General features: G+C 63.0%; 14 protein-coding genes. 7 read left to right on the top strand and 7 right to left on the bottom strand.

Translation table 11 applies throughout. The annotated features are described in order from the left end of the window. The first annotated feature begins 172 nt into the window (after positions 1 to 172). Entirely contained in the window at positions 173 to 409 is a 237-nt protein-coding gene (locus AC1DK4_RS08545) for a hypothetical protein (protein WP_441618140.1), read from the top strand. A 75-nt stretch (positions 410 to 484) separates the two neighbouring features. Here AC1DK4_RS08545 and AC1DK4_RS08540 read toward each other — a convergent pair whose 3' ends face one another. Continuing rightward, the gene (locus AC1DK4_RS08540; protein ID WP_441618142.1) at positions 485 to 1,270 is read right to left on the bottom strand and encodes a 5'-methylthioadenosine/adenosylhomocysteine nucleosidase; all 786 of its coding nucleotides are present in this window, start codon (positions 1,268 to 1,270) and stop codon (positions 485 to 487) included. 170 nt (positions 1,271 to 1,440) lie between these two features. Between AC1DK4_RS08540 and AC1DK4_RS08535 the strand changes: the two genes are divergently transcribed. Genes AC1DK4_RS08535 through AC1DK4_RS08525 form a run of 3 tightly spaced genes read left to right on the top strand, consistent with a single transcriptional unit; the run spans position 1,441 to position 4,087 of the window. Further along, positions 1,441 to 2,472, top strand: a complete 1,032-nt coding sequence (locus AC1DK4_RS08535; protein WP_441618144.1) for a DUF2157 domain-containing protein — start codon at positions 1,441 to 1,443, stop codon at positions 2,470 to 2,472. Further along, positions 2,469 to 3,587 carry a DUF4401 domain-containing protein gene (locus AC1DK4_RS08530; protein ID WP_441618146.1) on the top strand — a complete coding sequence of 373 codons (1,119 nt, stop codon included), beginning with the start codon at positions 2,469 to 2,471 and terminating at the stop codon, positions 3,585 to 3,587. Before AC1DK4_RS08535 ends, AC1DK4_RS08530 begins: the two co-directional genes overlap by 4 nt. Next, complete coding sequence (locus AC1DK4_RS08525; RefSeq protein ID WP_441618148.1) at positions 3,584 to 4,087, top strand: GDYXXLXY domain-containing protein; 504 nt, start codon at positions 3,584 to 3,586, stop codon at positions 4,085 to 4,087. The genes AC1DK4_RS08530 and AC1DK4_RS08525 overlap by 4 nt, the downstream gene beginning before the upstream one ends. Here the strand turns inward: AC1DK4_RS08525 and mctP are convergent. Beyond that, a complete protein-coding gene (mctP, locus tag AC1DK4_RS08520) occupies positions 4,082 to 5,563 on the bottom strand; it encodes a monocarboxylate uptake permease MctP (protein WP_477131472.1) in 1,482 nt (493 codons plus the stop codon). The genes AC1DK4_RS08525 and mctP overlap by 6 nt on opposite strands. Beyond that, complete coding sequence (locus AC1DK4_RS08515; protein ID WP_441618151.1) at positions 5,560 to 5,757, bottom strand: DUF3311 domain-containing protein; 198 nt, start codon at positions 5,755 to 5,757, stop codon at positions 5,560 to 5,562. The genes mctP and AC1DK4_RS08515 overlap by 4 nt, the downstream gene beginning before the upstream one ends. 426 nt (positions 5,758 to 6,183) lie before the next feature. On the opposite strand from AC1DK4_RS08515, the gene AC1DK4_RS08510 reads away from it, so the two are divergent. The 3 genes from AC1DK4_RS08510 to AC1DK4_RS08500 are packed head-to-tail and all read left to right on the top strand — an operon-like array spanning position 6,184 to position 7,919. Then, positions 6,184 to 6,846 (top strand): CsgG/HfaB family protein, encoded by a 663-nt coding sequence (locus AC1DK4_RS08510; protein ID WP_441618184.1) that lies wholly within the window; start codon positions 6,184 to 6,186, stop codon positions 6,844 to 6,846. A 33-nt stretch (positions 6,847 to 6,879) separates the two neighbouring features. Beyond that, positions 6,880 to 7,266 carry a DUF4810 domain-containing protein gene (locus tag AC1DK4_RS08505; RefSeq protein ID WP_441618153.1) on the top strand — a complete coding sequence of 129 codons (387 nt, stop codon included), beginning with the start codon at positions 6,880 to 6,882 and terminating at the stop codon, positions 7,264 to 7,266. Further along, on the top strand, positions 7,263 to 7,919 hold the full coding sequence (locus AC1DK4_RS08500) for a DUF799 domain-containing protein (RefSeq protein ID WP_441618155.1): 657 nt from the start codon (positions 7,263 to 7,265) through the stop codon (positions 7,917 to 7,919). The genes AC1DK4_RS08505 and AC1DK4_RS08500 overlap by 4 nt, the downstream gene beginning before the upstream one ends. A gap of 370 nt (positions 7,920 to 8,289) precedes the next feature. Here the strand turns inward: AC1DK4_RS08500 and AC1DK4_RS08495 are convergent, their stop codons facing one another. The 4 genes from AC1DK4_RS08495 to AC1DK4_RS08480 all read right to left on the bottom strand — a co-directional run. Then, on the bottom strand, positions 8,290 to 8,832 hold the full coding sequence (locus tag AC1DK4_RS08495; protein WP_441618157.1) for a hypothetical protein: 543 nt from the start codon (positions 8,830 to 8,832) through the stop codon (positions 8,290 to 8,292). A 12-nt stretch (positions 8,833 to 8,844) separates the two neighbouring features. After that, positions 8,845 to 9,657 carry an eCIS core domain-containing protein gene (locus AC1DK4_RS08490; RefSeq protein WP_441618158.1) on the bottom strand — a complete coding sequence of 271 codons (813 nt, stop codon included), beginning with the start codon at positions 9,655 to 9,657 and terminating at the stop codon, positions 8,845 to 8,847. Between the two features lie 726 nt (positions 9,658 to 10,383). Continuing rightward, a complete protein-coding gene (locus tag AC1DK4_RS08485) occupies positions 10,384 to 11,247 on the bottom strand; it encodes a lysozyme inhibitor LprI family protein (RefSeq protein WP_441618160.1) in 864 nt (287 codons plus the stop codon). Positions 11,248 to 11,260: 13 nt separating this feature from the next. Further along, positions 11,261 to 12,403: glycoside hydrolase family protein (locus AC1DK4_RS08480; RefSeq protein WP_441649732.1), on the bottom strand; the 1,143-nt coding region annotated here is incomplete at its 5' end.

Genomic DNA, 12,403 nt, shown 5'->3' with positions numbered 1-12,403 from the left:
GGCGCATTGCGCCGCCGAACCGGGCTACATTATAACGCCCGGCGCGAAAATTGCCGGCGAAGCGAGGGCCCGGGGCCGTCCCCGGACAGGTTTACCGTATCCTCGGGACCACGCGCGGCCGGCGCTTGTGCCGGGAAGACCGCGCGACTGTCGAGATCATCGGGGAAAAGTGATGCTGGGGACGCTGGTTGTGGGCGTGTTGGTCGGTCTGGCGGCGCGGTCGCTGCATCCCTCGGGGCGGGTCGGTTTGCTGGCCGCCGTGGTGTTCGGGGCACTCGGCGCGCTCGCTGCCTTCTACGGCGGCCGCGCCATGCACTGGTTCGCCGACGGCCAGATGGCCGGCTGGTTTGCCGGCATTCTGGGCGCGGGCGTACTGGTCGGAATCCGGGGGATGTTCAGGGCGCGGTGAGCGAGATTCCCGCGGCGGGATTTTCCGGCTTGCCGGACCCGCGGCTCCACTAATCCCGGCGCCTTATCTGCCTTCCTAATCTCGCTTATTCCCCTTTTCCCGGTTCTTCAGGAACCTGCCCAAAACCCCTTCCGAATAATGACTGGCCACGTTGGTCAGAAACGCGGAAAAATCCACGTGCGCGGTATCGTCCGCCCGGTCCGACACGGTCCGCATCACCGCATGGCGCACGCCATATTCGTGGCAGACCTGCGCCACTGCGGCGCCTTCCATTTCCACCGCCAGCACGCCCGGCAGGCGCTCGCGCAATTCAGCCGCGGCGGCGGGCGAGCCGATGAACTGGTCGCCGCTGGCGATCATGCCGACATGCAGCGATGGCGCGCTGACGCCGAAGCGGGCGAGCACGTCCGCGGGGATGGTCCTGGGCAGGTCTTCGCGCAGATAGCCTTCCACGGCTGCGCGCAACTCGGCGGTCAGCGCCGCGTCGGCCGGGAATTCCGCCTGGTCGAGCAGCGGCACCTCGTGCCGGCCGAAGAAGGGGCGGGCATCCAGGTCATGCTGCAGCGTGCGGTCTGCCACCACCACGTCGCCGACGCGTGTGTGCGCCCCGATGCCGCCGGCCAGGCCGGTGAAGACGATCTCGTCCACGCCAAACTCGCGCACCAGCGTCACCGTGGTGGCCGCGGCCGCCACCTTGCCCATGCGGGCCAGCACCAGCACGCAGCGCTGGCCGTGCAGTTGGCCGACGTGATAATCGCGCATGCCGATGCGCTGCACGGTGGCGCGGGCGTCGTCGTGGCGCATGGCGGCCACCAGGGCGTCGACTTCGTCGTGGATGGCGGCGAGGATACCGAGGGTCATGTCTGGAGCGCGCCGGGCGGGGCGGATGCGGAAAAACGCACAGCATACCGGCCCGCAGGACCGTCGCAAAGCAGCACAGAGGATGCGCACGAAAGCTGCGCAGGCGCCCCCGCCTTTGCTACAGTGCACTGGCGTATCCATCACACGGAACACCCATGCAGCCATCCTCGATGCAAAGCATGCAAGACCGGCGCGCCATGCGCCAGGCGCTGGCGCACTGGCGCGAGCAAGGCGCGATCGCTGCCGACGGCGTGGCCGCGGCCTGGTCGCACGCCGAGCCGGATGCGGCGGCCTGGCGGCACTGGCTCGACCGCGCCTTGCTGGCGCTGGGCGCGGCGCTGCTCTGTGCCGGCGTCATCGTCTTCTTCGCCTTCAACTGGCAGGACCTGCACAAATTCGCCCGCTTCGGCCTGCTGGCCGGCGCGCTGACCTTGCTGGCGGCATTCGCCTTCTTGCGGCCGCCGGGCGATATGGCGGGCCGCGCCGCGCTGTGCGGCGCGCAAGTGGTGGCTGGCGTGCTGCTGGCGGTGATCGGGCAGGTCTACCAGACCGGCGCCGACGCCTGGCAACTGTTTGCGCTGTGGGCGCTGCTGGCGGTGCCGTGGGCGCTGGCCGCGCGCGCTGCGCCGCACTGGTGGCTGGTGATCGTGCTGGCCAACGTGGCGTTGCTGCGCTACTGCAGCGTGCGGCTGGGCGCGGGCGGGATGTTCGAACTGCTGATCGGCATGCAGGGCGGGCGCGGCACGCCCCTGTTCCTGCTTGGCGCCACGCTGGCACAACTGGCGCTGTGGTTCGTGCTGTGCGCGGCATGGCCCGCGCAGGGCTTCCGCGGGTTGGCCGGCGCGCGCATCCTGGCCGCGCTGGCTTGTGCTTACGCCGGCTGGCTGGGACTCGGCAGCATCTTGCATGACCATGTCGATGCCGCCGCGTTCGGCCTTGCCCTGCTGGCGCCGGCCGTGCTGCTGGCCTGGTTCCGGCTGCGCGCCTTCGATGTGGTGGCGCTCAGCATGGCCAGCTTCACCTTGATCGTGGTGGTGGTGGCCGCCGTCGCGCGGTTGCTGCTGGATGTCAGCCATGGCGGATTCGGCGCCTTCCTGCTGCTGGGGCTGCTGATCATCGGCCTGGCCGCCGTGGCCGCAACCTGGCTGTTGCGCGCCTGGCGCCAGCATGACGGCGCCAGCGCCGAAGGAGAGCCGGCATGAGCGACGAACGGCAAGTCGTCACGGTCCTGTGGCGAGACCTCGCAGCGCGCGGGCTGGCGCATGGGCAGCCCGCGCAGGACCCGGCCCGCACGCCCTGGGCGGTGCGGCTGCTGATGGGCCTGGCCGGCTGGCTGGGCGCGGTCTTCTTCCTCGCTTTCCTGCTCGGCTCGGTCTTCGTGGCCGCGCGCGACAACGGCGCGGCGATGGCGCTGTGCGGCGCCGCCATGATTGCGCTGGCCGCCGTGCTGTATGCGCGCCGCAGCGGAACCGCGCTGGAACAGTTCGCGCTGGCGGTCAGCCTCAGCGGGCAAGGGCTGCTGGTGTTCGGCGCGAGCCAGGCGTACGGCGGCAGCCGCCTGCTGGAGACGCCTGCCTTCTGGGCGGCGCTGGCAATGCTCGAAGCCGTGCTGTACGCCGTGATGCCCAACCGGCTGCATCGTTGCCTGGCCGCGCTGGGTGCATGGACCGGCGTTGCCCTGGCACTGCACCTTGGCATGACGCCGGGTCTGCGCCACTTTTGGCAGTCGATGGCGCTTTCGCTCGGCTGGCTGGCGCCGCTTGCGCTGGCCCTGTTGACCGGCTTCGTGTGGGCCGAGGGACGGCTCAGCGCGGCGGGCCGGCAGGGCTGGCTCGAACCGGCAGCCGATGCCACCCTGCTGTTTGCGCTGAGCGCGGCGCTGGTGGTGACAGGCCTGGGCCTGCCCTATGCGTTCTTGTTCGATGACGGCGCGGCGCACCAGGCAGGTCCGTACTGGACGGCCGGCGCGCTGTGCGGCGTGGTGCTCGTCGCCTTGGTGCTTGCCGAGAGCGGCCGCCTGCGCCTGCGCCCTCCGGTACGCGCGATCGCCGTGGCGGGCGCGGCGCTCCTCGCCGCCTTGCTGGCCGGTGCCCCGGCAGTCCTGGCCGCCGTGCTGGCGCTGGGCCTGGCGCTGCGCCGCGGCTCGCTGCCCTGGCTTGGCCTGGCCGTGGCCACGCTCGCCGCCGGCTTTATCTGGTACTACAGCGCACTGCACTGGACGCTGCTGGCCAAGTCCGCCACGCTGGTCGCCGCCGGTGTCGCCGTCCTGGCATTGCGCACGGGACTGCGGCGCGGCATCGCAAGGAGCCAGGCATGAAACGCTGGATATTGCTCGCATGGGTGCTCGCGCTCGGGGTGGCGGCAGCCGCCATCGGTACCAAGGAACACCTGCTCGCGCGCGGCGATACGCTCTACCTGCGCCTGGCGCCGGTCGATCCGCGCTCGCTGATGCAGGGCGACTACATGGCGCTCAACTTCGCCATCGCCGATGCCATCCGCGCGGCGCGCGAGCGGCAGGGCCTGCCCGCCGAGCGCGAGCAGGTCGCGGTAGTTCGCCGCGATGCGCACGGCGAGGCCAGCCTGGTGCGCCTGCACACCGCCGGCGCGCCGCTCGCCGCGGGCGAGCAACTGCTGCGCTTCCAGACCGTGCCGTCGCGCTGGGGTGGCGTGCAGGTGCAGGTCTCGACGGACGCTTACTTCTTCCAGGAAGGGCACGGTGCGCGCTTCGGGAAAGCACGCTACGGCGAGTTCCGCGTGGGGCCGCAAGGCCAGGCCCTGCTGGTGGGCCTGCGCGACGAGAACCTGCAGCCGCTATAGCTCGGCGCTACGCTGGCCGGGCGTCACCGCCGACACCGCGAACGTGACCACGATGTTGGCCACCAGTGCGATCAGGCCGATATAGAGCGGATACGTGGCGCTGCCCAGGTGGATGGCGAACACCGGCTTGAGGCCCTGCGACATGGCCAGCGACGTGCCCAGCACGATGCCCACGGCCCAGCCGGCCAGCAGCCCCCACGTGTTCATCCGCTGCGTGTAGAGCGTGAACACGATCGCGGGGAAGATCTGCAGGATCCAGACGCCGCCGAGCAGTTGCAGGTCGATGGCGTACTGCGTGGGCAGGAACACGATGAACAGCAGCGCGCCGAATTTCACCACGAGCGAGACGATCTTCGCCGTCGAGGCCTCCGCGGAAGACGACATGTCCGGCGAGACCATCGGGCGCCACAGGTTGCGCGTGAACAGGTTCGCCGCGCCGATCGACATGATGGCCGCGGGCACCAGCGCGCTGATCGCGATGGCCGCCGCCGCGAAGCCGACGAACCACGCCGGGAACAGCTTGCCGAACAGCGTGGGCACCACGTCCGACGGCGAGCTCACGTGCACGCCGGCCGCGATCGCCATGTAGCCAAGCAGCGCGATCAGTCCCAGCAGCAGCGTGTAGGCCGGCAGCAGGATGGCGTTCTTGCGCACGGTGGCGGCCGACGACGACGACAGCACCGCCGTCATCGTGTGCGGGTACATGAAGGCAGCCAGCGCCGAGCCCAGCGCCAGAGACGCGTACGYCGTGTACTGCGACGGCTGGAGGATGATGCCCGTGACCCCGCCCTTGGCCTGGAAGAACTGGTCCGCCGCCTCGAACACGTGACCGTAGCCGCCGAGTCTGGACGGGATCAGCCACACCGCCGCGATCACCACGATATAGATCATGATGTCCTTCACGAAGGCGATCATCGCCGGCGCGCGCAGCCCGCTCGTGTACGTGTAGAGCGCCAGGATCACGAACGCCACGATCAGCGGCGCCTCGCCCGTCACGCCCAGCCCCTTGATCACCACCTGCATGCCCACGAGCTGCAGCGCGATATACGGCATCGTCGCCACGATGCCGGTGAGCGCCACCGCGGCCGGCAGCAGCTTGCCGCCGTACTCCGCATACACGAAGTCCGCCGCGGTGATGTGGTTGTGCGCATGCGCGATCTGCCACAGCCTGGGCATCACCGCGAACACGAACGGGTAGACGATGATCGTGTAAGGCAGCGCGAAGAAGCCGTACGCGCCCACCGAATACACCAGCGCCGGCACCGCGATCACCGTGTAGGCCGTATAGAAATCGCCGCCCACGAGGAACCACGTGATCAGCGTGCCGAACTGCCGCCCGCCGAGCCCCCACTCGTGCAACTGCGTCAGGTCCCCGCGCTTCCAGCGCGCCGCGAAGAACCCGACCACCGTGACCAGCACGAAGAACGCGACGAAGACCGTCATCGCCACCGGATCGACAGGCGGGACCTCGTTCATTTCACGCACCGGTAGACGATGTAGATCAGCAGCGAGGTGAGCGGCACCCAAAGGAACTGGTACCAGTAGAAGAACGGAAAGCCCGCGAACGAAGGCTGCGTATCGTTGTAGAACGGCAGCCACAGCAGGGCGATATAGGGGAGCAGCAGGATGAGCCAGAGCCACGAATGGCTGGACTGGTTTGCAGGTTCCACGAGTATTTTCTCTCGGTTGGTCCGTTGCATAAGACTGCTCTTACGACACGTCGCGGCGTGTCGCGTCGTTGCTACAAAACGCATCCATGCGAGCAGGCCATCATCGGTATCGTCTTCAAGACATGGGCGCCACGCTGCACGCCGGCCGCGAGCCCGGTGCATCGCAGCCCGGCCCGCTTGCGCCTTGATGGCTGCTTCAGTCTAGGCGATCGACGCAGAGATTTCACCGCAGCTTGCAGAGAGCCGCGCGGCCGCAGGCGCTGCGCGTTGCCCTTGTACACCCAACCGTCGAAGGGTGAGTACTTGCTTGTCGATTGCCGTTACCCTTTTCGGGTGACTGGATTTCCGCACCCGGCCCGCAAAGCGGAAATCCCTTGTTTCAAGGGGCAATCGATAGGAGAAGTCTTAGTGAAAAAAGCGAATGCAATGCATCTGCTCGGGGCGGCGGCCCTGCTGGCTCTGCTCGGTGGCTGCGCCACGGAAACATCGACCGCGCTCCCCGTGGCGAAGGTGGAAAGCGCCAGCCGCCCATACGCCGGCGTGCGCACCCCGATCGCCGTGGGCAAGTTCGACAACCGCTCCAGCTACATGCGCGGCGTGTTCTCGGACGGCATCGACCGCCTCGGCGGCCAGGCCAAGACCGTGCTGATCACGCACCTGCAGCAGACCAGCCGCTTCAACGTGCTCGACCGCGACAACATGGAAGAGATCAGGCGCGAGGCAGCCATCAAAAGCCAGGCGCAGCGCCTGAAGGGCGCCGACTACGTGATCACGGGCGACGTGACCGAATTCGGCCGCAAGGAAGTCGGCGACCAGCAACTGTTCGGCATCCTCGGTCGCGGCAAGTCGCAGGTGGCCTACGCCAAGGTCGCACTGAACGTGGTCAACATCACCACCTCGGAAGTCGTGTTCTCCAGCCAGGGCGCCGGCGAGTACGCGCTGTCCAGCCGCGAAATCATCGGCTTCGGCGGCACGCAGAGCTACGACTCCACGCTCAACGGCAAGGTGCTCGACCTCGCCATGCGCGAAGCGGTCACCAACCTGATCACCGGCATCGAAAGCGGCGCGTGGAAGCCCGGCAATCCGTAAAGCCGGTCTGATTGTCGAAGAGGAGAAGAAGCAGTGAAAGAAGTCAAAAAGCCAAAGCAGTATCGGCCGTGGCGCCTGGTGGCGCTGGCCTTGACGGGAAGCGTTCTGCTGGCCGGATGCGCGTCGCCCAAGACCCTGTACCAATGGGAAAGCTACCAGCCCCAGGTCTACCAATACTTCAAGGGCGAGCCCAAGCAGGCACAGATCGAAGCGCTCGAGCGCGACATGCAGAAGATCGTGGCCGCCGGCGCCACGCCGCCGCCGGGCTATCACGCACACCTGGGCCTGCTGTACGCCGACATCGGCAAAGACGATCAGATGGTGCAGGAATTCCAGACCGAGAAGACCCTGTTCCCCGAGTCGGCCACCTATGTCGACTTCCTGATGAAGAACGTCAAGCGGGGTGAAGAAAAGAAATGAAGCCCATGTTCAAACGCCTTTTTGCCGCCACGGCGGTCACCGTGCTGGCCGCCGGCTGCGCCGCGCCGCGACAGAACGTCGACTACGCCGCGTTCAAGGCCAGCCGCCCGCGCTCCATCGTGGTCCTGCCGCCGCTGAACGAATCGCCCGAAGTGAAGGCGACCTACAGCATGCTGTCCCAGGTCACCTACCCGCTGGCAGAGTCCGGCTACTACGTGCTGCCCGTGACGCTGGTGGACGAAACCTTCAAGCAGAACGGCCTCACCACTCCCGGCGACATCCACCAGGTCGCACCGGCCAAGCTGCGCGAGATCTTTGGTGCCGACGCCGCGCTCTACGTCACGGTATCGAAGTACGGCACCTCGTACGTGGTCATCAACAGCATCACGGTCGTCACCGCGAGCGCCAAGCTGGTCGACTTGAAGACCGGCGCCACGCTGTGGAGCGGCAGCGCGTCGGCGACGGATGATCAGGGCAACAGCGGCGGCGGGCTGATCGGCGCGCTGGTGGCCGCGGCGGTCAAGCAGGTGCTCAACAGCGTCACCGAAGCCGGGCACAAGGTAGCCGGCGTGACAAGCACGCGACTGCTGTCGGCCGGGCATCCGGGGAGCATTCTGTTCGGACCTCGGTCGCCCCGGTATGCGACGGATTGAGGTTTGCGATTGGGTTTGAGCGGTTGGGTCGAGAGGCCGCTTGAACTTTGGAGCCCCGCGGGTTGATGGACCCGCGGGGCTTTTTGTTGGTGTGCTGTCGGTGCTTGTCGCCGCGGTTCTAGAGCTTGACCTGCTCGAACTGTCCCTTGCCCGAGAAATTGAAGGGAACCTTGAAGGCTGTACCGCCTTTGATGCCTTCGGACTGCTCGATGACCCGTGGCCACCACCGCACGAGATTGTATTCGCTACACCATGCACGCTAGTGGCGAGGTTGTGCTGTCGCGAGCCGGCGCATCGAGCAAGGACGATCCGGTGCTCACACTTCCTGGCTCGCGATATCACCCATTACCCTGAGAGCTTGCAGAATTGGTTATGGCTGAGGCGTATCTGGCGGAACAATGCCATCGGCGGCCGGTGGGTTACCGATGTAACGACCACATGCGGGATACGTAGTCGTTCCGTCGGGATGGTCTACGTAGGACAGGAAGACGCGATGACCATCAGGGCGTGGTTGAACGCAGAAGATGCCAACGTATCTGCTGCCAGTCTGCCCGGTTTGACGGAATGCAAAACCATACGTGTTTCCTGCCTCAAGTGGTTTTGACCCGCCGATCTCCTTGTAGCCTCTCAATGGCCGGCCATAAAAGACGCAATCGCCGGGACGCAAGATCAAAGGCTTCATACCCGGCATTAGCTCAATGGCCCATTCTTTCGGTGGCCAGCCTGAGGCTATCTCTGCAACGGCAGCGACCTGCAATCCGATGCTCGTGCTAGCCTCCTTCGGCAAGCAGGCGACAGGAATGTCTCCCATCTGCTTGATGTCCAGTGATGGAGGCCAAAGGGAGGTATCCGCATGGCTCACGACCGGACCGCCAGCCAAAAGGCAGCTCACTACAATGCGATGAATGTTCATGGGCGCCTTGGGTTATTTCGGGAGGTGGCTCTTGTCGCGCGGGTTCACGAAGGGCGTCATGACGTTGTATAGCAACTCTGAGCTCATCTGTGGATTGTATGCATGCTGTGGCCGCCTCAGTATGCAGATCATGTAGTAGTCGGACATGATGTTGCCCTGCTGCTCCATGTTGAAGTCGCTCAGGCGACTGGTGGGTGTCAGGCTGTAGCCATAGGCGGATGCGCCTCGGCTCGTGACAGTGAGGGCATTGCGTTTGATGCCATAGCCCATCTGGTATTGCCAGACATGCGCCAGCTCATGCATGAACAACGCACGACCCCTGTCGTCGGCGCCTGCGAAGTCATCTCGGTAAATGGCCGAAGGGAAGTACATCTCCCCGTTCGGCGTGACTGCGGTTGTGGGGTCTTGCTTTCCCATGAATAACCACCAGCCGCCGTGGTGAACTCTGACCTGGGTGTAGTCAATCCCGTTGCCGAACACCGTACGTGCCATGGCAATTTCTTCCGCGGTAAGGCCGCGTTCGGTACCTTCCGGCAATGACACTGTGACTTTGGACGTCCCTACATTGTTGTTATTGGTTGTTGCGACCGAGTTGCTCTGATTGTTGATATATATCCTGTCTGTTGATCGCCCATCGCCATGTTCTGTGGCGCAACATGCTGCCTCTTGCGCAATGAGCGGCGGTGTCAACGTGAGGGAGAGGATGGAACTGGGGCGATACGTAACGATTCGTTCGGTACAGCCGTTGCTGTCAGTGACACCGGTTCGCCTGCTGCCATCATCAAGCAGGACGCTGTAAGGCAAGTGACAGGGCAGGCTCGCCATCTTTGCCTAACAGCCACAGTTGCTCATCAAAGACGGGGGGGTGGATCTGTCGTGGGCTGTACGGGAACCCGCACGGCGCGGCAGGTCAGACAATCGGGGCTTCCACATCCTGCCATGACGTTCCTCTTCTCCGTTCGCAATGGATTTCAGATGAACTATATAGGCCATCAGATGACCCATTTCAATCAGAATAATCAGAAATTCGCGGGCGTGGCTATTGCTGCTGGCGGCGACATTTCGTCGACAAGTATCTGTTTTCAACCTCCATTGGTCGCGGTGTACCTCGACCTTGGTGTAGTCGACGCGATTGCCGAACTATCCTGCGATAGTGTCTTCCGTCATGGCGATAATTTTCTATTGCACAGTATTCCCGCTGTCTCACGGCACTGTCACTGAAATTGACATTGGTACCGCTGCTGACGACCGCGCCGGCACCGTAAATTGGAATGACGATAGCCGGCAAGGACGACGGGCTTCGTGGGGCCAACTCCAAAAATATGCTGGATTCATATGCAGGGGCGGCGACTAATTGATGCCAGGCTCTGGTGCCGTGCAAGAACGGTGGGCCTTAGTGATTGGCCTGACTGCCTCGGCACTCTGACTCAGCAAGTAATAGCGTTCAGTGCATGCTGGGGGACCGTTAGCGGAGGACTCGACGTAGTACTGGGCCCGAATGAGAAGGCTATCAGGCTGAGTGACAAGGACGATTGTTACGGTTCGGCCGTCTCAAGGGACCTTTGATCTGAGCCATTCAAGTCTTTCCCTCATGGTGGCAAGAATGCATGCTTCGTTTTTGTCGCAGGCATTACGTTCTTCTAACCATGAGCGTTGTTGTTGACGTATTTCGGTCGTGGCACCTGAAATTCTCCGCTCCTGTTCTACGAGCAACTGATATCCAAAGGCGATGCTCTTATCGAGGCCGGAAAGTTCGAACGAGTGGCAAATCGCGAGCTCCGCATTGAGCTTGGTTTTGTCGCAATGGAACGACGGCGAGGGTTTTGCGTTGGAGGGGAGCTTCGACAATACCAATATTGTTTGATCATACCAGCGCATAACCATCCTTTTCTTGCTGAGAAGAAACAGCCAGGATCCAGGAGGCCCCCCGTCTGGCGAAAGATGAGGCGTAGCGATAGAGCCATTCCATACTCCAGATTTGCAGTGAATTACGATAACATCGGCTTTGAGGTTATTTGCAAGTCCCAATCTATAGTCTTTGATAGGAGAGTCGCCGGAATTAATCCCGTAGCCACCGAAACTTAACTTAATTAGGTCGTCGACTCTCAATCGCCTGAGAGTTGCAGTGGGGTTGTTGCATGCTACAACATCCTCCGAGGTGTCACTTGAGATCTTTTTGGCATTAAAATTAAAAATTCTCCATCGGAGCGACGGAGAGTTCCAGCCGTAGTGCATTGTGCGTCCGGATTCCATGTTTACGTGCACCTCTGATACCTCCCATCTTCCGGCGAGGCTTGATGGTATTGGCTCATTTTTTTTTCCCCCTGCAGCCGCAGGAAAAATCAAAATGCGGAAAAAAATTAATGCGCATAATACTAATTTTGCAAAAAAAATGATTGATGGTATGTGTTTCATTATTGGTTTTGTGCTAGCTTATTGGGGCTCCATGGTATTCATACACGCCATGAAGAAAAAGCTTTGTTTCATCTTCTCGCCTTTTTACCAGGCCGGTAGCAATCTTGCCGCCTGAGTAGATATTTTTCCTTATGATCGCCATAGCTTCTTCAATTTTTCCGTCATTTATGAACGATACAACCTTTGCCCAACTATCTCCTGGGTTGTAAGCATAAGAAGTGATGGCATCAAATTCGTTTTGATCAAGGTCGACATGAATTGCCGTTTTCACCATGTTTTCGTAGCCTGGAACTACGTGACGTAGCAACGCGAACTCCTGAGCCTCCGTCAGGATAATGAGAGCGGAATTATCCTTGGCAAATTTGAGAGCCTCACTGCCTCCCAGGCCTGATGCAGCCGAGATTGCAATCGCCGTAGATTCCTTAATACCGATGGCGACCATGTCGCGCTTTATGCTGGAGGTGCTGCGCTCTTTCATGTCGTAACCGGGCCCTAGCGTTACCCCACTCGCCCAGCCCGGCCAATGCAGTTTCTCTGAAGTCCCGGGAGTTGACTCCTGCTTGTAAATGAACCACATCCCCTTCTCTGAAAGCCGCGTTGCAGAAAATCGCATGAAGTTCCCAACCACTGCCACGGGATGGATGTGAAACACAAACGGATCGACAGGAAAACCCTCCACCCTCCCCGCCACGGCATCCCACCACACCAGCTTGGCAATCCGCGCCTTCTCGCTCTGCCACGCGGGCCGGGCTGAGCGCGGCACGTTCTTGTCCCAGGCATCCCAGCTCGCCGGGTCGGCCTTCCATTCGCTCGGGTAGCGAATGATCAGCCGCGATAGCTCGCCGAGCTTGCCGCGGCTGCGCTGGGCAGCCCGCAGTTCCCCCAGGGTCAGGCGGTGATCGGGGATGGTATCGAGGCTGGCGAAGACCTCGCGCATGGAGCCGTCGAGTTGCGCATCGGTGAGCGCCAGCTCGCCGCCCTGGAACGCAGCCATTTGGGCCGCGGTCGTGAAGATGTTGCCGTAGCCTTCGCCCGTTGGCTTGGACTCGATCAGCTTGAAGTCCACCCACTCATGCGGTGAATGCAGGGTGATGCCGGTATGGCCCACTTCCCCAGCCCAGCCGATAGCGGTGGTGGTGTCGTCGCTGATCTGCAC

It is taken from the genome of Cupriavidus sp. 05N38, assembly GCF_056397345.1.
This window is presented reverse-complemented; position numbering and strand designations above follow the sequence as displayed.